Here is a 23858-nt window from a genome sequence, read left to right as displayed (position 1 = left end):
TCGCGAGCAAGGGTGAAACGATGGCGCTTTACACAATTGGTGAAGTGGCTTTGCTTTGTGATATCAATCCTGTCACGTTGCGCGCGTGGCAGAGACGTTATGGACTTTTAAAACCACAGCGAACGGATGGCGGTCATCGTCTGTTTAACGATGCCGATATTGACAGAATCCGCGAAATCAAGCGCTGGATAGATAACGGCGTCCAGGTCAGCAAAGTCAAAGTGCTGCTCAGTAGCGACAGTAGCGAACAACCTAACGGCTGGCGCGAACAGCAGGAGATCCTGCTGCACTACCTGCAAAGCAGTAATCTGCACAGTTTACGGCTATGGGTCAAAGAACGCGGTCAGGATTATCCAGCCCAAACATTGACCACGAACCTGTTCGTCCCGCTGCGGCGACGGTTACAGTGCCAACAACCTGCCCTTCAGGCGCTGCTCGGCATTCTTGACGGTATCCTGATCAACTATATTGCGCTCTGCCTGGCGTCTGCGCGTAAGAAACAGGGAAAAGATGCACTGGTGATCGGCTGGAATATCCATGATACCACCCGCCTGTGGCTGGAAGGTTGGGTCGCCAGCCAACAGGGATGGCGAATCGACGTGCTGGCGCACTCGCTTAGCCAGTTCCGCCCGGAACTGTTTGACGGAAAGACGTTACTGGTATGGTGCGGAGAAAACCAGACGCTGGCGCAGCAGCAGCAACTCCTGGCATGGCGCGCCCAGGGATGCGACATTCATTCCCTTGGCGTTTAAACAGCAGCTAACAAATTCGCTTTAATGTATACTCCTTTTATTAACATAAGGAGTACATAATGCGCGTAGCGAAAATCGGGGTGATCGCCCTTTTCCTGCTGATGGCTATTGGCGGTATCGGCGGCGTGATGCTGGCAGGTTACAGTTTTATTTTGCGTGCCGGGTAAGCGCGCGCGTCAGCCTTTCAAACAGGCGATCGATAATGATCGCCGCCAGCGCCACCAGCAGCGCCCCCTGGATAACATAGGCCGTATTAAAGCCGCTAAGCCCGATAATGATCGGCGTGCCTAACGTACTGGCCCCCACCGTTGAAGCGATGGTCGCCGTACCAATATTAATAATCACCGAGGTTCGGATGCCCGCCAGAATCACCGGCGCGGCCAGCGGCAGCTCAACCTGATACAACTGTTGGCGACGGCTCATTCCCATACCGCTGGCAACGCTCATCACGCTGGCAGGCACCGCGCCCAGCCCGGCCAGGGTCGCCTGCAGGATGGGCAACACCCCATACAGGATCAAGGCGATAATGGCCGGTTGCTGACCAAAACCCATGACGGGTACCGCGATCGCCAGTACCGCGACCGGCGGAAAGGTCTGCCCGACGGCGGCGATAGTCTCCACCAGGGGGCGAAACTCTTTCCCACTTTCTCGCGTGACCGCAATCCCTGCGCCGACGCCCACCACGACGGCAAACAAACTTGAGATGCCCACCAACCAGAAATGGGCGAGCGCGAGGGCGGCAAAACTCTCCTGTTGGTAGACCGGGCGCGGCAAATCGGGAAACAGCGCGCCGAAGAACGGCTGGCTATAAGGCAATCCAAACAGCAGAAGCAAGAACAGAACAATAAGCCAGAGAAGCGGATCACACAGTCGTTTCACGAGGGGACGTCTCCGAAAGCAGATCGCGGAAATGGAGCGTACCGCAGGGCTCGCCCTGCTGATTCGCCACCGGCAGGACGTCGCACCGACGGGCGACAAACATCGATAGCGCATCGCGTAACGTCATCTCTTCCACCAGCGCGTCGCCGCTGATCTTTTCATGCCGGCGTACATAATCGCCTACGCTACGTAACGAAAGCAGCCTTACGCCCAGCTCGCTGCGGCCAAAAAACGCCTGCACGAAATCATTTTCCGGCGAGGTCAGCATAGAAAGTGGCGATCCCTGTTGGATAACGTGGCCCCCGTCCATCAGCACCAGATGGTCGGCGAGGCGTAGCGCCTCGTCGATGTCGTGCGTCACCAGTACGATGGTGCGTCCCAGTAGCTGATGAATGCGGGTCATCTCCTGCTGCAATGCGCCGCGCGTTACCGGATCAAGCGCGCCGAAAGGCTCGTCCATCAGCAATACCTGCGGATCGGCAGCCAGCGCCCGCGCAACGCCGACCCGCTGCTGTTGCCCGCCGGAAAGCTGATGCGGATAGCGATCGCGCAGCGCGCTTTCCAGACCCAATAATGCCATCAGTTCATCAATACGCTCGTTAATCCGCGCACGCGACCACTTTTGTAGTTGCGGTACGGTGGCGATATTTTGCGCCACCGTCCAGTGGGGAAAAAGACCGATAGACTGAATGGCATAGCCCATGCGACGGCGCAGTTCAAGCACCGGCAGGCTGCGGATCTCTTCCCCGGCAAAACGGATCGTTCCGCTATCATGCTCTACCAGCCGGTTAATCATCTTCAGAGTGGTCGATTTTCCCGAGCCGGAGGTGCCAATTAACACCGAAAAGCTGCCTTCGCTAAAGTGCAAATTGAGGTCGCTAACAGCCTGTTGATCGCCGAAGGTTTTACTGACATGGTTAAATTCAATCATCGGTTGCTCCCTTCAAAAACGCGATCCATAAATCAAACAGCGCGTCGATCACTACCGCCAGCGCAATCACCGGAATGACGCCCAACAGGACTAAATCAATGGCGCTGCTCAATAGCCCCTGAAACACCAGCGCGCCGAAACCTCCCGCGCCAATCAGCGCGGCGACGACGGCCATTCCCACTGTCTGGACCATGACTACCCGCAGGCTACGTAAAAAGACCGGCAGCGCCAGCGGCAGTTGCACATGCCTGAAGCGCTGGCCGCTACTCATTCCCATTGCTCTTGCGCTCTCCAGCACATCGCGCGGCACCTGATTGAGCCCGGCGACCACGCCGCGCACCAGCGGCAATAACGCATAGAGCACCAGCGCTATCAGCGCAGGCGTCATGCCGGTTCCCGCGACGCCGAATTCGGCAAGCCACGGAAACTGTTTCACCAGTCCGGCCAACGGCGCAATCAGCAGGCCAAACAGCGCGACGGAAGGGATAGTCTGGATCACATTCAGCACGGTAAACACCGGCCCCTGGCGTGAGGCGGAAAAATAACACCAGACGCCCAACGGTAGTCCGATCGCCAGCGCCGGCAGCACCGTACCCGCCAGTAACATCAAATGTTGCACCAGCGCGGCATCGAAAACATCCTGGCGGTTGGTATACTCTTTCAGAAGCGAGAGGTTGTCGAACGTGCCTGAAAACAGCAGCGCCAGCGGGACAATGACAATTTGCGCGTGCAGCAACCAGCGCCACAGCGGCCCAACGGTAATACGGCGGATCGCATCGCTACAGGCCAGCAGCATCAGACCGAGGCCCAGCCACAATCCACTTCCCAGACTGGTACGCGCCAGCGGGCTGCCCTCCTGCGCCAACTGGGTCGCCGCCCTGCCGACTCCCCACAGCATGACAATAAAAAGCGTCTGCGCCATCATCAGCGTCAGTACGCTACCGCGTTTACCGGGTACAAAGCACAACGTAAACAGCGCGCATCCCGCGCCAGTCAGCATCCAGATGGCCGCCGGCCAGATCTCCCATAACTGGCGCCCCTCGCCGCTCACCAGACGATTCGGGGCGTAATTAATGAAAGGCAGCGCGACAGCAAGCAGGGTCAGAACAACCAACAGCAACAGCACACGATTAACCGTGATTTTTTTGGCAGCGTCACTCACAGATTACTTCACCCACCCTTTTTGTCGGAGGTAATCTGCGGCGACTTTTTTCGCATCCAGCCCTTCTACGGCGATTCTGGCGTTCAACTGTTGCAGCGTTTTCTCATCAAGGCTGGCGAAAACGGGCTGCAGCCAGTCGGCTATCTGCGGATAGGCCTGTAACACCGATTCACGCACTACCGGCGCGGGGGCATAGATAGGCTGGACGCCTTTCGGGTCGCTCAAGGTTTGCAGACCCAGCGCGGCGACCGGGCCGTCGGTGCCATACGCCATCGCGGCGTTAACGCCGGATGTTTGTTGCGCGGCGGCTTTGATCGTGACCGCCGTATCGCCGCCCGCCAGCGACAAGAGCTGGTTCTGATTCAAGGTAAAATCATAGGCTTTTTCAAATGCCGGCAGCGCATCCGCCCGTTCGATAAATTCCGCAGACGCCGCCAGTTTAAAAGTGCCGCCCTCTTTCAGATAACGGCTGAGATCGGCAAGCGAGGAGAGTTTATTTTTTTCCGCGATGTCCTGGCGTACCGCGATGGTCCAGGTGTTATTTGCCGGCGCAGGCGTCAACCAGACCAGCTTATTCTGCTCCGCATCCAGTTTTTTGACTTTCTCAAAGCCTTGCTTTGCATTCTTCCATGCCGGATCGTTTTCATCTTTAAAAAAGAACGCCCCGTTACCGGTGTATTCCGGATAGATATCCAGCTCTCCGGCGGTAATCGCGCCACGAACGACTGGCGTGGTCCCGAGCTGAATTTTATTGACCGTTTTAACGCCGTGGCTTTCCAGTACCTGCAAAATCATGTTGCCGAGCAGCGCGCCTTCGGTATCAATCTTTGACCCGACCGTCACGGGCGATGCCGCCTGTAAAGGTAAACTCACCGTCGCCAGCAACGCCAGCGAACTTACCCATAGCTTTGAGATCGTCATGATGCTTTCCTCATCCTTTTACGGCCTTTTTCAGAGACTTGAGAAAAAAGCATAGTTGAAAAGTCTGCGTTTAACCTGGGATTTTCCGCCAGTGTAAGTGACGTGACTGGTAATAAAAGGGGGGACAGGAAAAGTCATTGCCAGACAGGGCGCAGCTATCGCGCCCTGTTGACGGCAGGCTTACAGTAGTTCGAACGATCCTTGTTTAACGCGAGCGGAATCCACGCCGATAAAGACGTTGAACTTGCCGGGTTCCGCGTCATATTTCATCTGCTGATTCCAGAACTTCAACGCCTCGATATCAATCGGGAAACTCACGGTTTTACGTTCGCCGGGTTTGAGGGTGATTTTTTCAAAGCCTTTTAATTGCTTCACCGGGCGGCTCATTGACGCCGTGACATCCTGTAAGTACATCTGGATGACCGTTGCCCCTTCGCGTTTACCGGTGTTCGTGACCTCTACGCTGGCCGTGACTTTGCCGTCGCGTTGCATTGTCGGTGAGGAGAGCGTGACGTCAGACACCGTAAATGTGGTGTAGCTCAGACCGTAACCAAACGGATAGAGCGGGCCATTCGCTTCGTCAAAATAGCGTGAGGTATATTTGTTTGGCTTTTCAGGATTATACGGGCGTCCCGTATTGAGATGGCTGTAATAGACCGGAATTTGTCCCACCGAACGCGGGAAAGATATCGGCAGTTTCCCTGACGGGTTGTAATCGCCAAACAGCACATCGGCAATGGCGTTACCGCCTTCCGTCCCGGCAAACCAGGTCTCCAGAATCGCATCGGCCTGTTGATCTTCTTTTACCAGCGCCAGCGGTCTGCCGTTCATTAATACCAGTACCAGCGGCTTACCGGTGGCTTTCAGAGCGGTGATTAAGTCGCGCTGACTCTGCGGAATGGTGATATTGGTACGACTGGAGGCTTCATGCGCCATCCCCTGCGACTCGCCTACCACTGCGACCACCACATCGGCCTGTTTCGCCGCCTGCACCGCCTCATCAATCATCGCCTGCGGTGAGCGCGGATCGATTTTCACCGCCTCTTCATACAGGTTTAAGAAATCGACGATGTCTTTATCGTTAGTGATATTCGCCCCTTTGGCATAGAGGATCTTCGCCCCGTCGCCGACGGCATTTTGAATACCCGCCAGCACCGTCACCGACTGATTCGCAACCCCAGCAGCAGACCAGCTTCCCATTACATCACGTTGACTGTCGGCCAGCGGCCCAACAACGGCAATGGTGCCCGATTTTTTCAGCGGCAGCGTTTCCAGCCGGTTTTTCAGCAGTACCACACTTTCCCGCGCCACTTCCCGCGCCTCTTTACGATGCAGGCGGCTTTCGGCATTGGTGTCCACCGGGTCGCTCTCTTTCGGCCCCAGATGGCTATAGGGGTCGTTAAACAATCCCATGTCATATTTTACGTTGAGCACATGGCGCGTCGCGTCGTCCAGTTCCGCCATCGTCACTTTGCCCGACTTAATCAGACCCGGCAGATATTTGCTGTAATACTCATCCGCCATGCTCATATCCACCCCTGCCTTTAGCGCCACGCGCACCGCATCTTCCGGGTCGGCCGCCGTGCCGTGTTTAATCAGTTCTTTAATAGCGCCGTGGTCGGAAACGGTAATTCCCTTAAAGCCCCACTCATCGCGCAGGACATCTTTCAATAGCCAGGAATCTGACGTCGCAGGCGTGCCGTTCAGCGAGTTCAGCGCCACCATCACCGCGCCGCTCCCCGCATCCAGCCCCGCTTTGTACGGCGGCATGTAATCATTAAACAGACGCTGGGAACTCATATCCACGGTGTTGTATTCTTTACCGCCTTCAACGGCGCCATAGGCGGCAAAATGTTTCACGCTGGTCATCACCGAATAGCGATCCGCCGGACTTTTGCCCTGCATCGCTTTCACCATGGTTTCGCCCATGATGGAGGTTAAATATGTATCTTCGCCAAAGCCTTCGGAGGCGCGTCCCCAACGCGGATCGCGGGAGACATCCACCATCGGCGCCCAGGTCATATTCAGACCGTCGTCCGCCGCTTCATACGCCGATACGCGTCCTACGGTTCTTACCGCATCCAGATTAAAAGAAGAAGCCAGACCGAGGCTTATTGGGAAGACGGTTCGCTGGCCGTGTACCACGTCATAGGCAAAAAAGAGAGGAATTTTCAGGCGGCTCAATGCCATCACCTGATCCTGCATTTGACGGATATCCTGGCGGGTGACGGTATTAAAAATCGCCCCTACCTGCCCGTCTTTGATCATCTCGCGAATCGCTTCTTTCGGGTTATCAGGGCCGACGCTGATCAGACGTAACTGACCAATTTTTTCATCGACAGTCATTTTCTTGAGTAAATCGGTGACGAACGCGTCGCGCGCTTCAGGCGTCAGCGGGTGATTGCCAAACAGGTTTTCCGCCAATGCTGGCTGCATCGCCAGACTCACAGCAACACCTACTGAACATAACCATTTCATGTTGAGTCTCTCTTTATCTTTATCCCGACGAGGCGGTAAAAACAGAATAAAAACCGCAGTTTGCCATAAGCCTAAACGCGAGAGGAGAAGAAAGCGAAGGTTATTCTCCTAATTTTCCGCACAGTCGAATACGCAACCGCCAGCAAATGGTATCAAGGCGGCAAATGAATACCACCAACACAGAGACAATTTGAATGAGAAAGCGTATTGTCATACCAAGCGCTATGCTTAACGCTGATATTTTGTCCCACCACAAGGAGTGGAGAATGTCTTCCATAACAATGACTGATAATAAAACGTTCCTGAATGAGCTGGCCCGCCTGGTAGGCCATTCTCACCTGCTGACAGACCCCGCCAAAACCGCCCGCTATCGCAAGGGTTTCCGTTCCGGTCAGGGCGACGCGCTGGCCGTTGTTTTCCCGGGTTCGTTACTGGAACTGTGGCGTGTGCTCAACGCCTGCGTTAACGCTGACAAAATTATTCTGATGCAGGCCGCCAACACCGGTCTGACGGAAGGCTCCACGCCGAACGGCAACGACTACGATCGCGATATTGTGATTATCAGCACCCAGCGGCTGGATAAGCTGCACTTACTGGATAACGGCCAACAGGTTCTGGCCTGGCCCGGTACGACGCTCTATGCGCTGGAAAAAGCGCTTAAACCGCTGGGCCGTGAACCGCACTCGGTGATTGGTTCGTCGTGTATCGGCGCGTCGGTCATCGGCGGCATCTGTAATAACTCCGGCGGCTCGCTGGTGCAGCGCGGCCCAGCCTATACCGAAATGTCGCTCTTTGCCCGTATTGACGAGCAAGGCAAACTGCAACTGGTCAATCATCTGGGTATCGATCTTGGGCATACCCCGGAGCAGATCCTGAGCAAGCTGGATGATGAACGGATTAAAGATGAGGATGTGCGTCACGATGGTCGTCATGCGCACGATCACGACTACGTGACGCGGGTACGAGATATCAACGCCGATACGCCCGCCCGCTATAACGCCGACCCGGACCGTTTGTTTGAATCTTCCGGCTGCGCCGGAAAACTGGCGGTTTTTGCCGTTCGCCTTGATACCTTTGCAGCGGAAAAAAATCAGCAGGTTTTTTATATCGGCACTAATCAGCCCGCGGTACTGACTGAAATCCGTCGGCATATTCTGGCGAACTTCGACAATCTGCCAGTGGCGGGAGAATATATGCATCGCGATATCTACGATATTGCGGAGCAGTACGGTAAAGATACCTTTCTGATGATCGATAAACTCGGCACCGACAAGATGCCATTCTTTTTCACGCTAAAAGGCCGAACCGATGCGATGCTGGAAAAAGTAAAATTTTTCCGTCCGCATTTCACCGACCGCGCGATGCAGAAATTCGGCCACCTGTTTCCCAGCCATCTGCCGCCGCGAATGAAAAACTGGCGCGATAAATATGAGCATCATCTGCTGTTAAAAATGGCGGGAGACGGCGTCGCAGAAGCGCAACGCTGGCTGAATGAATTTTTTAAATCCGCTGAGGGCGGTTTCTTTACCTGTACGCCGGAAGAAGGCAGCAAAGCCTTCCTGCACCGCTTCGCCGCTGCTGGCGCAGCGATTCGTTATCAGGCCGTACACGCTGATGAAGTGGAAGATATCCTGGCGCTGGATATCGCTCTGCGCCGCAACGATACCGACTGGTTCGAGCATCTGCCGCCGGAAATCGACAGCCAACTGGTACATAAACTCTATTACGGTCACTTTATGTGCCACGTTTTTCATCAGGACTATATCGTGAAGAAAGGCGTCGACGTCCATGCGCTGAAAGCGCAAATGCTGGAGCTGTTGCAGGCGCGCGGGGCACAATACCCGGCGGAGCACAACGTTGGACATCTGTATAAAGCGCCGGAAACGCTGACGCGTTTTTATCGGCAAAATGACCCAACCAACAGTATGAACCCCGGTATCGGCAAAACGAGTAAGCGGAAATTCTGGCAGGAAAATACGCCCGACGAAACGCATTAACACCGTGCGGTTTACCGTGAAGCCCGGCGGCGCGATGCCTGCCGGGCCTGCGGCGACTTAATCGTTCTGTGCGGTTTGCGCCCCGGCACTGGCGCTGGCTGCCGCCATTTGCGCGGCTTTTTGCTTTTTATAGCTCAGCGCGGCAGCCGGAACGGGCATGACTTTACCGGTTTCAATCCATGTACGCAGGCGACTGGCGTCCGCAAAGTGGGTATATTTGCCGAACGCGTCCATGACCACCAGCGCGACCGGTTTGTTATTGATCACGGTACGCATCACCAGGCAATGCCCCGCCGCATTGGTAAAGCCGGTTTTCGTTAACTGGATATTCCAGTTATCACGGTAGACCAAATGGTTGGTATTGCGAAATGGCAGCGTATACGCCGGATGCGAGAATGTCGCCATATCTTCGCGCGTGGTGCTTAGCTGGCCAATCAGCGGGTATTGCTTCGTGGCAATCAGCAGTTTTGTTAAATCCCGCGCGGTCGAGACGTTATGAATCGACAGCCCCGTTGGCTCAACAAAGCGGGTATGCGTCATGCCCAGCGCTTTCGCCTTCGCATTCATCGCTTTAATAAATGCGTTATAACCGCCGGGATAATAGTGCGCCAGGCTTGCCGCCGCACGGTTTTCGGATGACATCAACGCCAGCAGCAACATATTTTTGCGGCTAATTTCGCTGTTCAGGCGTACGCGGGAGTAAACCCCTTTCATTTCCGGCGTCTGGCTGATATCGACCTTCAGTATTTCATCCAGCGGCAATCGCGCGTCGAGCACGACCATCGCCGTCATTAATTTGGTTATCGAGGCAATCGGACGCACCAGATCCGGGTGGTTCGAATAGATCACTTTATTGGTGTTAAGATCAACAATCATTGCGCTACCGGAGGCAATCTCAGGTTGAGACGCCGCGGTTGTCGCTGCCGTTTTCGCCACAGCCTGCGGGGCAAAAGGAACGGCCAACATCAGAGCAAGGCTCAGGAATGAAGCTCGGAATTTCAGCATGATGAGATTTCTGATAATGATTCACGCGCGTCGTAACGCACACCGCCTGAGCTAAGATTATACTCAAGCTAGCAGTGGCATCATAGCGGCACGCCAGCGTTGCCGCTACAGAAGAATCGTCAGCAAATGCTGCATTGCTGGCTTTTGCGCCAGCCCTTTTTCGCATCAGAACAGGCGGTAGCCGTATCCCCACAGGATCACGGTGATCGCCAGTAGCACCTCCAGGACCAGCACGCCGATAGCGAGCGTCGAACTGGAGAAGCTTAATCCTTCCTCTCTATTAATGTTAAGGAAAGTCGGAATACCCAAATACAGCAAATAGCCGGTGTAAAAGAGCGCGACAGCGCCGACCAAAGCGCATAGCCATACCAGGGGATAGAGCGCCACCAGACCACTTAAAAACAGCGGCGTCGCGACATAGCCGGCAAAAACCATACAGCGCGCAAGCGATGGCCGTTGCGGATAGTTTCGCGCCATCCACCAGATGACGCGTCCCATCACCGCGACGCCCGCCAGCATCACGCCGTAGAACAAGACCGCCAGCGCAAAAGCGGTAAACAGCGAGAGTTGTAACACGTTGCCGTCGCCAAAATTCCAGCCGATTTGCGTCGTGCCGATAAAGGCGCAGACGACGGGAATCGCCGCCATCAGCAAAACATGGTGCGTATAATGATGCGAAACGGTTTCGTTTTCGCTTTTGATCACCTGCATTTCCCGATCGGGATGGGAAAAAAGCCCCCATACATGGTTCATACTGCCCCCTTCTGCTGCCTCAGATGCCAGTATGTTCAAGTATAATTCAGTTTCTGGTTATTTTATGAGCAATGGCAAAATAGTCTCCGGCAAAACATCGGCTTTGCCGCGCACGCCTCTTGCCAGGGTGTATGCTTAATGCCGGAGGTGGTTTACGCATGGATATCAACACGCTTATTACGCATTATGGCTATGCGGCGCTGGTTATCGGCAGTATGGCCGAAGGTGAAACCGTTACCCTGTTGGGGGGCGTCGCGGCGCATCAGGGATTACTCAAGTTTCCGCTGGTGGCGGCGGCCGTCGCGCTGGGAGGGATGATGGGCGATCAGCTACTTTACCTGTTAGGACGATGCTATGGCGGGAAGATCCTGCGTCGTTTCCCGCGTTATCATACGAAGATTCGTCGCGCGCAGAAAATGATCCAACGCCATCCGTATCTGTTTGTGATCGGCACGCGTTTTATGTATGGCTTCCGGGTGGTTGGCCCGTTGCTGATTGGCGCCAGCCGCCTGCCGCCTAAAATTTTTCTGCCGCTGAATATTGTAGGCGCGCTGATCTGGGCGCTGCTGTTTACCACGCTGGGATATCTTGGCGGCGAGGTGATCGCGCCATGGCTGCACGACCTCGATCAGCATCTCAGGCACGGGGTCTGGCTGATTCTGGCCATCGTCCTGGTGGTGGGCGTGCGCTGGTGGCTGAAAAGACGCGGCAAAGCGGAGGCCCGTTAAACCCGATGGTATCCGGATGGCATAACGCCGCCATCCGGCACCCGGCGTTTATTTGGCGTTGAATTGCGGATTCGCCAGCATAAACCCGCCGTCGACAATCAGCGACTGACCGGTGGTATAGCTTGCGCCTTCGGAACACAGCCAGGCGACGAGGCTGGCTATTTCATGCGTAGAACCCGGTCGGGCGATAGGGATCGAGGGTTCCGATCCCGGCTCAATGTCGCTGTCATCCATATCATTCATCGGCGTGGCGATAGCGCCTGGCGCGACGGCGTTGACCAAAATATGATGTTCAATCAGTTCCAGCGCCATGGATTTAGTCAATCCCCCCAGCGCATGTTTCGCCGCGGTATAGGCGCTGGCTTGCGGAAGCGGCGTATGCTCATGGACGGAGGTGATGTTGATAATACGCCCTCCCTCTCCTTGTTTAATCATATGCCGGGCGGCGATCTGCGCGCAGAGAAACGCGCCATCGACATCCACGGTAAAAATTTGCCGCCACTGCGTAAACGGCATATCAATAAACGCGGATTTGGTCATCGCCCCGGCATTATTGACCAGCACGTCAACGCGCCCCAGGCGCTGAATAAGATGTTCAATGGCCTGCGCGCCCTCGGGTAACTGGCTCAGGTCAAGATGAATGGTCTCTGCCCGCACACCAAACTGCGCCGCTTTTTTCGCAGTCTCCTGCGCGCCGCGTTCATCGGAATGCCAGGTGATACCAATATCAAAACCGTTTTGTGCTAATAACAACGCACACGCTTTGCCAATTCCCGAATCTGATGCCGTTACAATTGCGACTTTGGTCATATTCCTCTCCGGATGATTCATACACAGCCTAAGTATAGGAACCCTGTCTGAATCATCTGGAAAAATCAGGAATGATAACCGCCGCCCAGCGCGCTGGTAAGCTGAATAGAGGCATCCAGCCACTGGCCCTGCAACAGCAAGCCGTTACACTGCTCGCGCAGTGCCGGGATTTTGGCCTCGCTCACGCGGGAACCCGCAATAATGCCGGCATTAAAGCGCGCTTGCGCCAGACCGACCACACGCTGCGCGTCATGCTCAATCTGCTGCTGATGCTGATTTTTCTGCGCCAGCGTCTCTACCTGACTGGCGGCGCGCGCCACATCATTAACCGCATCTACCACCGCTTTGTTGTAGTTGGCGATAGAAAGGTTGCTTTGCGCTTTGGCGATATCGAGGTTGGCATTCAGCCTGCCGCTGTCGAAAATCGGCAGCGTCAACCCGCCGGTAATGCCATATTGCTGTGCGGAATGGCGGAACAGATCGCTCAGATGTAACGCATCCTGCTGTAAAAAAGCCATCAGATTGATATCGGGATAAAACGCGGCCTTCGCGGCGTCAATGCTGCTCAACGAGGATTCAATGTACCAGTGCGCGGCCTGCAGATCCGCCCGGCGCGCCAGCAACGAATACCCCAGTTGCGACGGTAACTGGCTTTCAACGGCGGGGAGACTCACCTGACGCAGCTTGAGCGCCGCCGATTGCGTATTGGTTAACGCGCTGAGCCGCGCTTCAATGACCTTCATTTTACCGTTAACGTCATTAAGCTGCTGCTGGGTTTTACTGGCGTCGATATCGGTCTCGACGCCTTCGACGGAAGAGGTAATGCCGTGTTGATACAATTCCCGGTTCACCGCCACCACGTTTTGCTGCTCATGCTCGATTTGCGTCAGCACATTTTTCAGCGCCGCCTGCGTCTGCCACTCCCAGTAGAGTCGCGCCACGCCGCTTGCCAGCAATTGCCGGGTCTGCTCCTGCTCCGCTTCGCGCGCTTTGACCGCCCCGATCCGCGCGGTAACTTCAGCGCGGTTTTTTCCCCATAAATCCAGATCCCAGCCCGCCGTCAGGCCGAATGTACCGTTGGTATACCACGGCCCGGTCGTTCCCGCCGCGGGGTCGGTAATCGCGAATGGCCCCATCAGCCCTTCCGCGGACATTCGCTGGCGCTCAATGTCGGCAGAAAAGTCGAGCTGCGGGCCGTCCTGCGCCTCAACCGCTTTCGCCTGCGCTTCCGCCAGTTGAATACGCTGTTCAGCCACCTGCATATCCGGCGAATGCTGTATGGCATTATCAACCAGCGCGTCAAGCTGCGCATCGTGATACGCCTTCCACCACTGGCTATCCGGCCAACCGTTTTTCAATGCCGCCGGCAGGCTGGAATCAACATGAGAAGAGGGCGTCTGCTGGGTCAGCGACTGGCGGGTATCGTGCATGGGGGCGCAGCCCGCCAGCAAAATAAAAAGCGGTAAGCTCGCTGTCGCGGCAAGGAAAGAATTACGATTCATGGAGGTGTTCTGATAAAAAAAGGTGCGCAGAGAGTACGTCTTACGGCGATCTATTTTTTAGTTACGCGTGGCAATACATCATCAGACAACAAAAGACATATTTTGAAATTTATATGATTAGCAAATGATTTCATCTGATACATTTTTTGATGTAATACTTCAATGTAAAGTCCCATTAACCCGTTAATAAATTAACGATTTTGCTGCAATACGCGCCAGCAGCCTTCATGAGTTAAACGTCGCCGCGCCCAACAAGGCAGCAGATGGCTTAATACTTTCCTATACTTTGTTTGTATTTACCAATAAAGGGACAAACAATGAAAATTCTTCTATGGGCAATCTTAATTATTTTTCTGATTGGGCTGTTAGTGGTAACGGGCGTGTTTAAGATGATTTTCTGATTCCTGCGCCGGGCAGCGATAGTATCTGCCCGGCACACGTTCTGGACGCTGTAGAGATTAGATTTTAATAGCCTGAATCGCCCGCGCAATCTCGGACGAACGGTTTAACGCCCGAATCGACTGAAAGAGTTCCGTCGCCTCAATATATTCCTTACGTAAATATCCCAACCACTGTTTAATACGCGCGACATGATATAAACCGGTATCGCCCTGCTTTTCCAGTCGGGTATATTTTTGTAATAACGTCACCACTTCCGGCCACGGCATACGCGGTTCGTTATACTTCACCACCCGGCTCAGGTTAGGAATATTTAACGCCCCACGGCCAATCATCACCGCATCGCAGCCGCTGGTCGCCATACATGCCTGCGCGCTCTGCCAGTCCCAGATTTCGCCATTCGCGATAACCGGAATAGTCAGACGCTGGCGTATTTCACCGATCGCCTGCCAGTCGATATGCTCGGCGCGGTAGCCCTGCGCTTTGGTACGACCATGCACCACCAGTTCACTGGCGCCGGCCTGCTGCACCGCATCGGCGATTTCAAATTTTCTATCGCCGCTATCCCAGCCGAGACGCACTTTTACCGTCACCGGAAGATGCGACGGTACCGCGGCCCGCATCGCTTTCGCGCCCTGATAGATGAGTTCGGGATCTTTGAGCAATGTCGCGCCGCCGCCGCTGCCGTTCACCACTTTTGACGGACAGCCGCAGTTCAGGTCCACGCCATACGATCCCAACGCCGTCGCCCGCGCGGCGTTTTCCGCCAGCCACTGCGGATGCTGGCCCAGAAGCTGAATACGCACCGGCGTGCCGGACGGCGTGCGGCTGGCGTGAAGCAACTCCGGGCAGATGCGATGAAACACTTTTACCGGCAGCAGCTGATCCACCACGCGCACAAATTCGGTGATGCAGAGATCGTAATCATTCACTTCGGTCAGCAGCTCGCGCACTAACGCGTCGAGCACGCCTTCCATCGGCGCCAGTAAAACACGCATATCGGTATCCACAGCAAAAAAAGAGGCGCTATCATAACGCCTCTCTGCGATGAGCAAAACTTTTTGCCGGGTGGCGGCGCAAACGCCACGCTACGTCACGTAAAGTGCTCAACGCGGCTCAAGACAGTTATCTTCTTTCCAGCCGTACAGCCATTCGATACCGCGATAAAACGCCTCCTGCGATTTTCCTTTCCACAACAGATTACGTACCTGACGCTCCACCCCGGCGGCGTGATAGAGACGCCCCATCTCGCGGGTAGACCAGACGATACGCGCCGTGCGGGGAATACGCACCGACTCATACAGCGCAAATGCCTGCTGCGCGTCGCCGTCGCAGCGTTCCAGCGCTTTGCCCAGCGTGACGGCGTCTTCCAGCGCCATACAGGCCCCCTGGGCCATATATTGCGCCACCGGATGCGCGGCGTCGCCCACCAGAGTGATACGCTCGGTTCCCCATTTCGCGACCGGCTCGCGATCGGCGGTCGACCAGCGGCGCCAGGAGGTCGGCTTATCCAACATCTGACGCGGGCGGGGATGAATACCGGCAAAATAAGAGAGCACCTCTTCTTTACTGCCGTCTTTCACGCCCCACTCTTCTTGCTGGCGGCTATGGAATGTCACCACCAGATTGTACTGTTGACCTCCACGGAGCGGATAATGGACCAGGTGACAATGCGGGCCTGCCCACAGCACCGGTGCGTTAATACGTAAATCGTCCGGCATATCGTCGCAATCAATCACCGCCCGATAAACTACATGCCCCGTTACGCGCGGCGCATCGCCGAGTAAACTTTGCCGCACGACCGATTTAACGCCGTCGCAACCCACGAGAATATCCGCCGTCCAGCTATTTCCATGCTCATCAAACACCGTAACGTCATCCGGCGTCTGGCGGATATCGACAATATGGGTCGAGGTACGATACTCCACGCCAGGGTGCGTCAGCGCCGCTTCCCATACCGTTGCATGAATATCTACCCGGTGAATTACCGCATACGGCCCGCCAAAATGGTCACGGAACGCCTGTCCGGTTTCAATGCATACCACTTCTTCGGCATTCACGGCATCCATCATGGTAATGTGATCGGTAAACACCGCACGCTGGCGGGCAACATCGCCCACCCCGAGACTATCCAGCGCCGAAAAAGCGTTCGGCCCAAGCTGAATACCCGCGCCAATCTCGCCAATTTCGTGCGCTTTTTCCAACAGCATGACTTTTATTCCCTGGCGCGCCAGCGACAGCGCGGTCGCCGCGCCGCCGATTCCGCCACCTACAATAATTGCGCTTGTCACGTGAGTCATGGTCATTCTCCTTTTCAGGCCGGGATTTTATCTTGTTGATTTTCCGGCGCGGCGGCAATAAACGCCGGTAGCTGTACGCAAGCGTCATAAACGGCTTTACAGCGCGGATAGCCTGATAAATCGCAGCCCATCCTGAGCGCATTCGCCCACTGAGGAATCAGGCAGCAGTCCGCAAGGCCTGGCGTGTCGCCCACGCAGAATCGTCCGGACTGACTTTTACGCAATAGCTGCTCTACCGCGCTTAACCCTTGCTGTATCCAGTGGGCGTACCAGCGTTTTTTATCCTCTTCGCTAACCTTCAGCTCATCGGTCAGGTAGCGCAACACGCGCATGTTATTGATTGGGTGTATATCGCAGGCGATAGCGTAGACAATTTCCAGCGCCTGGCTACGCGCCGGGTCGCTCGTCGGCAGCAACGGCGTTTGCGGAAAATGTCGGTCCAGCCAGTCGACGATGGCCAGCGATTGCCCCAACGATTCGCCGTCATCAGTGACCAGCGTCGGCACCAGGCCTACCGGATTCATCCGTCGGTAGGCCAGCGCATTCTGCTGGCCGATACGAATATTGACGCCCACTGTCTGGTAATCAATCCCCTTTAACGCCAGCGCAATACGTACACGATAAGACGCCGAACTATTAAAGAAACTGTACAGCTTCATCGTTCACCTCAGACAATTTTCACAGCAATCGGCGTCAGACCTTCTACGTTCCCGGTGATGACATCCCCTTTCACCACTGCGCCCACCCCCTCTGGCGTACCGGTGAAAATCAAATCGCCTGGCTGCAATTCAAAAAAGCCGGACAAATAGCTGATGGTTTCATTCACCGACCAAATCAGATGACGAATATCGCTGCGCTGATGGTCTTCGCCGTTAACCTGTAGCCAAATAGGGGCGTTATCCACATTATGCGTTTCAGCGGCTTTGTGTAATGGCGCAATGGGCGCGGAGAGATCGAACGCTTTGCCAATTTCCCACGGGCGTCCCATCTGGCGCATTTCCATCTGACGGTCGCGACGCGTCATGTCCAGACCGGTGGCGTATCCCCATACATATTCATGGGCTTTTTCCAGCGGGATATCGCTCCCCTTTTTACCAATCGCCACCACCAGCTCAATTTCATAATGGTAGTTATCGGTCTGCGCCGGATACGGCAGTTCCAGGGTATCCCCCGCCGCTACCGGGACGACAGCGTCCGCTGGTTTACAAAAGAAGAACGGCGGTTCGCGATCGGGATCAAAGCCCATTTCACGGGCATGGGCGGCATAGTTGCGACCCACGCAGTAAACGCGACGTACCGGAAACTGCTCATCACTGCCCGCCACTGGTACTGTCATCGGGGCCTGCGGCTGGAATACATATTTGGTCATGTTCTCTCTCCCTAATTAATAACGTGCTTCGCGGAACAGCCCCAGGGCTTCCTGAACCGGCTTGTCCGAAAAGCTGAATAACACCGTGTCTTCGCTGCTGCGAAACGACACCTCATGCCAGGTCGGCGCCACAAAAATGTCTTTTGCGGAAAAATGAAAAGTTTCGTTGCCGATAGTGACCTGCCCTGCCCCTTCAACGACGTGGTAAATAGTGCTGTCGGTGCTCCGCGCCACACGCGAGGCAAAGCCTTTTGGCAGCAGTTGCAGGAACGCGCCCATCGACGGCATCGGATAACCGCCGGTGACGGGATTAACGTAACGCAGCTTGTAACCTTCCCACTCATCCGGATCGCCCATACGGGTCAGATCGTGCAACGCCTCGCGACTGCGGTCGTAACGGTAGTTGAAAATCGGCGACGAGTTCCCGCGCTGGTGGCGCAGCGGCAGCATATTCGCTGCATAGCGCGGCAGATAATCGCCCTCTTTTCGCGTCACCGGCTGCTGATCTTCGGGATAGTCTTCCGCAAAACCACAGCCCAGGAGGTTGACTAACGGCAGATCCAGACCATCCAGCCATACCACCGGCTCTGACCCCGGATTACCATGATCGTGCCAGCGCCACTGCGGCGTCAGGATAAAATCGCCGGTATGCATTGGCGTGCGCTCGCCGTCCACCGCGGTAAATGCGCCTTTACCTTCGACGATAAAACGCAGCGCCGACTGGTTATGGCGATGACTCGGCGCGACTTCGCCGGGCAGGATCAGCTGTAAACCAGCATATAAGGTCGCCGTGATCGACGACTGACCGCGCAATGCCGGATTTTCCAGCACCAGCACCCGGCGGATCGCCTCTTTCGCGCCAATGACATTGCCGCTTTCCATCAGTAGCGGACGAATTTCCTGATAATTCCAGTAGGCCGGCGCGCAGTTGGCGTTTGGCGTCTGCGGTACCAGGTGATGTAACGATTCCCACAGCGGCGTCAGATTCTGCCCGGAAATATGCTGGTAATACTGTTGACGGCTATCTTTTACGTTCTGATTTATTGCAGACATGGAGATTCTCCTTATTCGTTTACGACGCTGGCACGCGGCAGGTCGTCAGGTACAGAAATCGAAAGGCGGACAACCACCGTCAGCAGGGTAAGCATTACCGCGCTGATAGCCGCCGGAATAGCAATGACAAAAAACAACGTATCGAAAGAGAAATTGAGGGCCATCATCATGCCGCCGGAGAGCGAACCGACAATCGCCCCGCAGCGTCCAATGGCGTTCGACCAGCTCACGCCCGTCGCCCGGCTTTGGGTGGGGTACAGCGTTGCCGTCAGAGCATTCAGCCCTACCTGGGAACCGCTAATACCGATGCCGGTACCAAAAATCGCCAGCGCCATCAGCCAAAGGCCGTTTTCGCTCAGGCCTATCATGACAATGCAAACCGCGCCCAGCGCATAGCTCACCGCCAGTACCCGGAACGGGTTAAGCCGGTCCATCAACACGCCGAGTAACAGCGCGCCAAGCGTGCCGCCAACCTGGAATGCGGCAGTCACCCACGACGCCTGTTGCAGATCAATACCGCGATGGTTAAGTAACGTCGGCATCCAACTGGAAAGCAGATAGATAATGAGCAGGCTCATAAAGAACACCACCCATAACATCAGGGTAATGACAAGCTGTCGCCCGGCAAAAAGCTGGCGAATACTGCCTTTGGCGACGGCTGCCGCCTCATGCAGAAAGAAGTGCGTATCGTGATAGCGCTCGCCGGTAATGACGCTGACCGTCCGGGCGACAACGGCTTGCGGTAGTTGGCGACGTACCTGCCAGCGGGGAGATTCCGGCAGCGCGAACAGCAGGCCGAAAAACAGCAGCAAAGGCAAGATGCCGCCTAATGCCAGAATTCCGTGCCAGCCAATCAGCGGCACCAGTTGCGCGCTCACAATCCCGCCCATCGCCGACCCCAGGGTAAAACCGCAGAACATCAGCGTGACCAGCGCTCCGCGTCGACGAGCGGGAAGGTATTCCGACGTCATGGTGATGGTATTCGGCATCGCTCCGCCCAGTCCCAGGCCGGTTAAGAAGCGCAGCAACACCAGAGTTTCTATATCCGGAGAGAAAGCGGAAAGCAGGCTCAATGCGCCGAATAGTGCCACGCAAAGCTCAATGACCCGCTTGCGGCCAAAGCGATCCGCCAGCGGCCCGCATAGCAGCGCGCCAGCCGTAAGCCCCAGCAGCCCTGCGCCAAACAGCGGCGCAAGTTCGCTGGCGCTTAGCTGCCAGTGGGTACGAATATCCGGGGCGATGAAGCCAATCGCGGCGGTGTCGAAACCGTCGAGCATAACCACCAGAAAACAGCAGATGATAACGCGCCACTGCATTTTGCCGACGGGCGCGGCATCAATAAGGGCTTGTAGATCACGTCGTTGAGTCATAGTTAATGCCTCAGTGCAGGGAGATAGATGTTGTTTTTATGTTTGCTATGTTACGAGTTTGTAGAGTGAGCGATAAAATGTACAATGGCTTTTCAGGCAGAGACATAACCTGGAGGTTATAGCGAATGGCGAACTGGGCGCAGAAATTGAAATTACATCACCTGCAAACGCTGGTTGCGCTGGGCGAACAGGGCAACCTGACGCACGTCGCCCGGATGATGAATATCTCCCAGCCGGCGCTATCGAAGTGGTTATCTCAACTCGAAGATGAGATAGGCATCACACTTTTTGAGCGCCACAGTAAAGGGCTACGCCCCTCGGAAGGCGGTAAATTACTGCTCCAGCACGCCCAGCGCCTAATTAACGATCTGGAGCGTTCACAGTATGAAATCGCCCGTTTCAAGCAGGGCGGCCTGGTTGGCAGCCTGAAGATCGGCTGTTCACCCGTGGCGACTGACTGCGTATCACAGGCGATTCTGAGCCTGCTTAACGAAATGCCGACGCTGCATCTGAATATTGAAGAGAAGGTAATGACGCCGCTGCTGCACGATTTGCTTGCCGGTCAGGTGGATGTGGTGGTAGGACGTGTCGGCGGACGCGCCCTGCAACTGCCGCTTAATTATCAGGTACTTTATACCGAGCCGGTCTGCTTTGTGGCGCGTCCGCACCATCCGCTGGCCGCGCGAGCACAGATCGCCTGGAGCGATCTGGCGCACTGGCGGTGGATAGTCTGGCCAACCGGCACCCCTATTCGCATCAGTATTGACAACGCCCTCGTCGATAACGGCGTCATGCTTCCGGAAAACACCATTGAATCGGCGTCAATGAACGTCAGCACCAATTTGCTGCAAAGCAGCGATATGATCTCTATTCTTTCTTTACGGCTGGCGCAACGCTATGCCAGCCAGGGGCAACTGGCGATTTTAAACTTGCCAAAAATTGAGCAAAAAGGCAGCGTAGGGATGTTCTGGCGTAAGAATGAGACGCCGTCTTTGGCCCTGAGTCGCTTTTTGTATTTTTTAGCCCAGGTTTAGCGCCGCCGACCAGGGGCATTGCCCGATGTTCCTGCTGTCTATACCCACTATGCTAAGAATTCATGATGTGATCGGTAGCACGTTTTAACGTTTAATTGTATGATGAATCCATCTCATCAAGGGCTTTAAACATGAGTAAGTCACTGAATATTATCTGGCAATATATACGCGCTTTTGTATTGATTTATGCCTGTTTGTACGCAGGCATTTTTCTTGCATCACTGCTTCCTATCACTATACCCGGCAGCATTATCGGGATGTTAATTCTGTTTGTATTGCTGGCGCTGCAAATTCTGCCGGCAAAGTGGGTTAACCCCGGCTGTTATGTGCTGATTCGTTATATGGCGTTGCTGTTTGTGCCGATTGGCGTTGGGGTCATGCAATATTTTGACTTACTGCGCGCGCAATTCGGCCCGGTGGTGGTCTCTTGCGCTATCAGTACGCTGGTCGTTTTTGTGGTCGTAAGCTGGAGTTCACATCTGATACACGGTGAGCGTAAAGTGGTTGGGCAGAAGGGAACGAAAAAATGATGACATATATCTGGTGGTCGTTACCGCTGACGCTGGCGGTATTTTTCGCCGCCCGCAGACTGGCGGCGCATTTTAAAATGCCGTTGCTGAATCCGCTGCTGGTGGCAATGGTAGTCATTATTCCTTTTCTGTTGCTGACCGGTATTCCCTACGAGCACTACTTCAAAGGCAGCGAAGTCCTTAACGATCTGCTGCAACCGGCGGTGGTGGCGCTGGCCTATCCCCTTTATGAACAATTGCACCAGATTCGCGCGCGTTGGAAATCCATTATTAGCATCTGTTTTGTCGGCAGTCTGGTAGCGATGATTACCGGAACATCCGTTGCCTTGCTGATGGGCGCAACGCCTGAAATCGCGGCATCGGTACTGCCTAAATCCGTGACTACGCCTATCGCGATGGCGGTGGGCGGCAGCATCGGCGGCATCCCCGCGATCAGCGCGGTATGCGTAATTTTTGTCGGTATTCTGGGCGCGGTGTTTGGCCACACGCTGTTAAACGCGATGCACATCCGTACTAAAGCCGCACGCGGGCTGGCAATGGGGACCGCCTCACATGCGCTCGGTACTGCGCGCTGCGCCGAGCTGGATTACCAGGAAGGCGCGTTTAGCTCCCTGGCGCTGGTGATCTGCGGCATTATTACCTCGCTGGTAGCGCCCTTTTTGTTTCCGCTCATTCTGGCGGTAATGCGCTAACGACGGGACAAAAGACCGGGTTAAAATTTGCGATACGTCGCGCATTTTTCATTTAAGTTTCACAAGTTGCATAAGCAATGAGATTTAGATCACATATTAAGACATAACAGGCCCGTAAACTACGGTTCCATTACATTGTTATGAGGCAACGCCATGCATCCACGTTTTCAAACTGCTTTTGCCCAGCTTGCGGATAATTTGCAATCAGCGCTGGCCCCTATCCTGGCGGACCACCATTTTCCCGCCATGCTGACCGCAGAGCAGGTCTCGACGCTTAAAAATACGGCGGGACTGGACGAAGACGCGCTGGCTTTCGCACTGTTACCTCTGGCGGCGGCCTGCGCCCGTACCGATTTGTCCCATTTTAACGTCGGCGCGATTGCGCGCGGCGTTAGCGGCAACTGGTATTTCGGTGCGAATATGGAGTTCCTGGGTGCCACCATGCAACAAACTGTGCATGCTGAACAAAGCGCGATTAGCCACGCCTGGCTACGCGGCGAAAAAGGGCTCGCCGCCGTCACCGTTAACTACACGCCTTGCGGCCACTGTCGCCAGTTTATGAACGAGCTGAACAGCGGTCTGGATCTGCGCATTCATCTGCCGGGCCGCGCGCCACATACGTTACGCGATTATCTGCCTGACGCTTTCGGGCCAAAAGATCTGGAGATCAAAACGCTGCTGATGGACGAGCAGGATCATGGCTTTACGTTAACGGGCGATACGCTAACGCAAGCGGCGATTACGGCAGCCAATAAGAGCCATATGCCTTATAGCCACTCACCGAGCGGCGTGGCGCTGGAATGTAAAGATGGCCGTATTTTCACCGGCAGCTATGCGGAAAACGCCGCCTTTAACCCTACGCTTCCCCCGCTGCAAGGCGCGCTAAATCTGCTGAGTCTCAATGGCTATGACTATACGGATATTCAGCGTGCGATTCTGGCGGAAAAAGGCGATGCGGCATTAATTCAATGGGATGCCACCGCCGCAACGCTGAAAGCGTTAGGTTGCCATAATATTGACCGCGTGCTTCTCGGCTAAGAGCCTATCCCATTAGGGCTATTTTACTTGCCATTTTTGTCCTGGGCAGTGCTCAAAATCCTCACGTACTACGTGTACGCTCCGGTTTTTGCGCGCTGTCCGCGTCCAAACTGGCTGCGCCAATAACGCCTGGTGGGATAGGCTCTAACTCTTTC

Annotated in this window: 24 protein-coding genes; 9 read left to right on the top strand and 15 right to left on the bottom strand. The window is 55.2% G+C overall.

Translation table 11 applies throughout. The features are described from left to right. Window positions 1–20 precede the first annotated feature (20 nt). Entirely contained in the window at window positions 21–752 is a 732-nt protein-coding gene (mlrA, locus tag ACLD11_RS15060) for an HTH-type transcriptional regulator MlrA (protein WP_411015069.1), read from the top strand. A 59-nt stretch (window positions 753–811) separates the two neighbouring features. Further along, a complete protein-coding gene (locus ACLD11_RS15055) occupies window positions 812–919 on the top strand; it encodes a protein YohO (RefSeq protein WP_001261696.1) in 108 nt (35 codons plus the stop codon). Here ACLD11_RS15055 and ACLD11_RS15050 read toward each other — a convergent pair. The 5 genes from ACLD11_RS15050 to bglX all read right to left on the bottom strand — a co-directional run bounded on the left by ACLD11_RS15050 (window position 900) and on the right by bglX (window position 7123). Beyond that, entirely contained in the window at window positions 900–1631 is a 732-nt protein-coding gene (locus ACLD11_RS15050) for an ABC transporter permease (protein WP_183070335.1), read from the bottom strand. The genes ACLD11_RS15055 and ACLD11_RS15050 overlap by 20 nt on opposite strands. Continuing rightward, window positions 1615–2562 (bottom strand): ABC transporter ATP-binding protein, encoded by a 948-nt coding sequence (locus ACLD11_RS15045; RefSeq protein WP_411015068.1) that lies wholly within the window; start codon window positions 2560–2562, stop codon window positions 1615–1617. The genes ACLD11_RS15050 and ACLD11_RS15045 overlap by 17 nt, the downstream gene beginning before the upstream one ends. Beyond that, the gene (locus ACLD11_RS15040; protein ID WP_001278107.1) at window positions 2555–3724 is read right to left on the bottom strand and encodes an ABC transporter permease; all 1170 of its coding nucleotides are present in this window, start codon (window positions 3722–3724) and stop codon (window positions 2555–2557) included. The genes ACLD11_RS15045 and ACLD11_RS15040 overlap by 8 nt, the downstream gene beginning before the upstream one ends. 3 nt (window positions 3725–3727) lie before the next feature. Continuing rightward, window positions 3728–4645: an ABC transporter substrate-binding protein gene (locus tag ACLD11_RS15035; RefSeq protein ID WP_000155876.1), complete on the bottom strand. Its 918-nt coding sequence runs from the start codon at window positions 4643–4645 to the stop codon at window positions 3728–3730. A gap of 180 nt (window positions 4646–4825) precedes the next feature. Continuing rightward, complete coding sequence (gene bglX / locus ACLD11_RS15030) at window positions 4826–7123, bottom strand: beta-glucosidase BglX (RefSeq protein ID WP_000871554.1); 2298 nt, start codon at window positions 7121–7123, stop codon at window positions 4826–4828. A 266-nt stretch (window positions 7124–7389) separates the two neighbouring features. Between bglX and dld the strand changes: the two genes are divergently transcribed. Further along, a complete protein-coding gene (dld, locus tag ACLD11_RS15025; protein WP_000095234.1) occupies window positions 7390–9120 on the top strand; it encodes a D-lactate dehydrogenase in 1731 nt (576 codons plus the stop codon). Window positions 9121–9177: 57 nt separating this feature from the next. Here the strand turns inward: dld and pbpG are convergent, their stop codons facing one another. Then, complete coding sequence (gene pbpG, locus ACLD11_RS15020) at window positions 9178–10125, bottom strand: D-alanyl-D-alanine endopeptidase (RefSeq protein WP_000911555.1); 948 nt, start codon at window positions 10123–10125, stop codon at window positions 9178–9180. A gap of 165 nt (window positions 10126–10290) precedes the next feature. Further along, a complete protein-coding gene (locus tag ACLD11_RS15015) occupies window positions 10291–10878 on the bottom strand; it encodes a Yip1 family protein (protein WP_001017057.1) in 588 nt (195 codons plus the stop codon). Between the two features lie 158 nt (window positions 10879–11036). On the opposite strand from ACLD11_RS15015, the gene ACLD11_RS15010 reads away from it, so the two are divergent. Next, complete coding sequence (locus ACLD11_RS15010) at window positions 11037–11606, top strand: DedA family protein (RefSeq protein ID WP_001523476.1); 570 nt, start codon at window positions 11037–11039, stop codon at window positions 11604–11606. Between the two features lie 48 nt (window positions 11607–11654). Here the strand turns inward: ACLD11_RS15010 and ACLD11_RS15005 are convergent, their stop codons facing one another. Further along, window positions 11655–12416, bottom strand: coding sequence for an SDR family oxidoreductase (locus ACLD11_RS15005; protein ID WP_000169608.1), 762 nt, complete (start codon window positions 12414–12416; stop codon window positions 11655–11657). Window positions 12417–12481: 65 nt separating this feature from the next. After that, window positions 12482–13918, bottom strand: a complete 1437-nt coding sequence (gene mdtQ, locus ACLD11_RS15000) for a multidrug resistance outer membrane protein MdtQ (protein WP_183059276.1) — start codon at window positions 13916–13918, stop codon at window positions 12482–12484. A 317-nt stretch (window positions 13919–14235) separates the two neighbouring features. On the opposite strand from mdtQ, the gene yohP reads away from it, so the two are divergent. Then, on the top strand, window positions 14236–14319 hold the full coding sequence (yohP, locus tag ACLD11_RS14995) for a small membrane protein YohP (RefSeq protein WP_000698460.1): 84 nt from the start codon (window positions 14236–14238) through the stop codon (window positions 14317–14319). A 57-nt stretch (window positions 14320–14376) separates the two neighbouring features. Here yohP and dusC read toward each other — a convergent pair whose 3' ends face one another. From dusC to ACLD11_RS14965, 6 genes are all read right to left on the bottom strand, one after another. Continuing rightward, on the bottom strand, window positions 14377–15315 hold the full coding sequence (gene dusC / locus ACLD11_RS14990; protein ID WP_001264846.1) for a tRNA dihydrouridine(16) synthase DusC: 939 nt from the start codon (window positions 15313–15315) through the stop codon (window positions 14377–14379). A gap of 108 nt (window positions 15316–15423) precedes the next feature. Then, a complete protein-coding gene (locus ACLD11_RS14985) occupies window positions 15424–16617 on the bottom strand; it encodes a 3-hydroxybenzoate 6-monooxygenase (protein WP_411011754.1) in 1194 nt (397 codons plus the stop codon). Between the two features lie 14 nt (window positions 16618–16631). Further along, a complete protein-coding gene (gene maiA / locus ACLD11_RS14980; protein WP_000781187.1) occupies window positions 16632–17276 on the bottom strand; it encodes a maleylacetoacetate isomerase in 645 nt (214 codons plus the stop codon). An 8-nt stretch (window positions 17277–17284) separates the two neighbouring features. After that, window positions 17285–17986, bottom strand: a complete 702-nt coding sequence (locus tag ACLD11_RS14975) for a fumarylacetoacetate hydrolase family protein (protein ID WP_411015067.1) — start codon at window positions 17984–17986, stop codon at window positions 17285–17287. Window positions 17987–18001: 15 nt separating this feature from the next. After that, on the bottom strand, window positions 18002–19039 hold the full coding sequence (gtdA, locus tag ACLD11_RS14970; RefSeq protein WP_183059271.1) for a gentisate 1,2-dioxygenase: 1038 nt from the start codon (window positions 19037–19039) through the stop codon (window positions 18002–18004). 11 nt (window positions 19040–19050) lie between these two features. Beyond that, entirely contained in the window at window positions 19051–20409 is a 1359-nt protein-coding gene (locus tag ACLD11_RS14965) for an MFS transporter (protein WP_183059270.1), read from the bottom strand. 125 nt (window positions 20410–20534) lie between these two features. Between ACLD11_RS14965 and ACLD11_RS14960 the strand changes: the two genes are divergently transcribed. The 4 genes from ACLD11_RS14960 (at window position 20535) to cdd (ending at window position 23703) form a co-directional block, all read left to right on the top strand. After that, window positions 20535–21443: a LysR substrate-binding domain-containing protein gene (locus ACLD11_RS14960; RefSeq protein WP_000024658.1), complete on the top strand. Its 909-nt coding sequence runs from the start codon at window positions 20535–20537 to the stop codon at window positions 21441–21443. Window positions 21444–21574: 131 nt separating this feature from the next. Continuing rightward, complete coding sequence (locus ACLD11_RS14955; protein ID WP_000045719.1) at window positions 21575–21973, top strand: CidA/LrgA family protein; 399 nt, start codon at window positions 21575–21577, stop codon at window positions 21971–21973. After that, window positions 21970–22665 (top strand): CidB/LrgB family autolysis modulator, encoded by a 696-nt coding sequence (locus ACLD11_RS14950; protein ID WP_000989296.1) that lies wholly within the window; start codon window positions 21970–21972, stop codon window positions 22663–22665. The genes ACLD11_RS14955 and ACLD11_RS14950 overlap by 4 nt, the downstream gene beginning before the upstream one ends. A gap of 153 nt (window positions 22666–22818) precedes the next feature. Continuing rightward, window positions 22819–23703: a cytidine deaminase gene (gene cdd, locus ACLD11_RS14945; RefSeq protein WP_411015066.1), complete on the top strand. Its 885-nt coding sequence runs from the start codon at window positions 22819–22821 to the stop codon at window positions 23701–23703. The last annotated feature ends 155 nt before the right edge of the window (window positions 23704–23858 follow it).

The organism is Salmonella sp. 741265116_PST, assembly GCF_046567715.1.
Classification (GTDB): Bacteria; Pseudomonadota; Gammaproteobacteria; order Enterobacterales; family Enterobacteriaceae; genus Salmonella; species Salmonella enterica.
Note: the sequence above shows the minus strand (reverse complement) of the source record. Positions and strands in the feature narration are given on the sequence as shown.

Excerpts from the sequence above, each read along its gene's own strand:
- maiA (WP_000781187.1), bottom strand. The coding sequence starts at position 17,276 with ATGAAGCTGTACAGTTTCTTTAATAGTTCGGCGTCTTATCGTGTACGT.
- ACLD11_RS15005 (WP_000169608.1), bottom strand. The coding sequence starts at position 12,416 with ATGACCAAAGTCGCAATTGTAACGGCATCAGATTCGGGAATTGGCAAA.
- bglX (WP_000871554.1), bottom strand. The coding sequence starts at position 7,123 with ATGAAATGGTTATGTTCAGTAGGTGTTGCTGTGAGTCTGGCGATGCAG.
- dusC (WP_001264846.1), bottom strand. The coding sequence starts at position 15,315 with ATGCGTGTTTTACTGGCGCCGATGGAAGGCGTGCTCGACGCGTTAGTG.
- gtdA (WP_183059271.1), bottom strand. The coding sequence starts at position 19,039 with ATGTCTGCAATAAATCAGAACGTAAAAGATAGCCGTCAACAGTATTAC.
- ACLD11_RS15055 (WP_001261696.1), top strand. The coding sequence starts at position 812 with ATGCGCGTAGCGAAAATCGGGGTGATCGCCCTTTTCCTGCTGATGGCT.
- ACLD11_RS15010 (WP_001523476.1), top strand. The coding sequence starts at position 11,037 with ATGGATATCAACACGCTTATTACGCATTATGGCTATGCGGCGCTGGTT.
- ACLD11_RS14950 (WP_000989296.1), top strand. The coding sequence starts at position 21,970 with ATGATGACATATATCTGGTGGTCGTTACCGCTGACGCTGGCGGTATTT.
- ACLD11_RS14955 (WP_000045719.1), top strand. The coding sequence starts at position 21,575 with ATGAGTAAGTCACTGAATATTATCTGGCAATATATACGCGCTTTTGTA.
- yohP (WP_000698460.1), top strand. The coding sequence starts at position 14,236 with ATGAAAATTCTTCTATGGGCAATCTTAATTATTTTTCTGATTGGGCTG.
- mdtQ (WP_183059276.1), bottom strand. The coding sequence starts at position 13,918 with ATGAATCGTAATTCTTTCCTTGCCGCGACAGCGAGCTTACCGCTTTTT.
- dld (WP_000095234.1), top strand. The coding sequence starts at position 7,390 with ATGTCTTCCATAACAATGACTGATAATAAAACGTTCCTGAATGAGCTG.
- ACLD11_RS14985 (WP_411011754.1), bottom strand. The coding sequence starts at position 16,617 with ATGACTCACGTGACAAGCGCAATTATTGTAGGTGGCGGAATCGGCGGC.
- ACLD11_RS15015 (WP_001017057.1), bottom strand. The coding sequence starts at position 10,878 with ATGAACCATGTATGGGGGCTTTTTTCCCATCCCGATCGGGAAATGCAG.
- ACLD11_RS14965 (WP_183059270.1), bottom strand. The coding sequence starts at position 20,409 with ATGACTCAACGACGTGATCTACAAGCCCTTATTGATGCCGCGCCCGTC.
- ACLD11_RS15045 (WP_411015068.1), bottom strand. The coding sequence starts at position 2,562 with ATGATTGAATTTAACCATGTCAGTAAAACCTTCGGCGATCAACAGGCT.
- pbpG (WP_000911555.1), bottom strand. The coding sequence starts at position 10,125 with ATGCTGAAATTCCGAGCTTCATTCCTGAGCCTTGCTCTGATGTTGGCC.
- mlrA (WP_411015069.1), top strand. The coding sequence starts at position 21 with ATGGCGCTTTACACAATTGGTGAAGTGGCTTTGCTTTGTGATATCAAT.
- ACLD11_RS14960 (WP_000024658.1), top strand. The coding sequence starts at position 20,535 with ATGGCGAACTGGGCGCAGAAATTGAAATTACATCACCTGCAAACGCTG.
- cdd (WP_411015066.1), top strand. The coding sequence starts at position 22,819 with ATGCATCCACGTTTTCAAACTGCTTTTGCCCAGCTTGCGGATAATTTG.
- ACLD11_RS15035 (WP_000155876.1), bottom strand. The coding sequence starts at position 4,645 with ATGACGATCTCAAAGCTATGGGTAAGTTCGCTGGCGTTGCTGGCGACG.
- ACLD11_RS14975 (WP_411015067.1), bottom strand. The coding sequence starts at position 17,986 with ATGACCAAATATGTATTCCAGCCGCAGGCCCCGATGACAGTACCAGTG.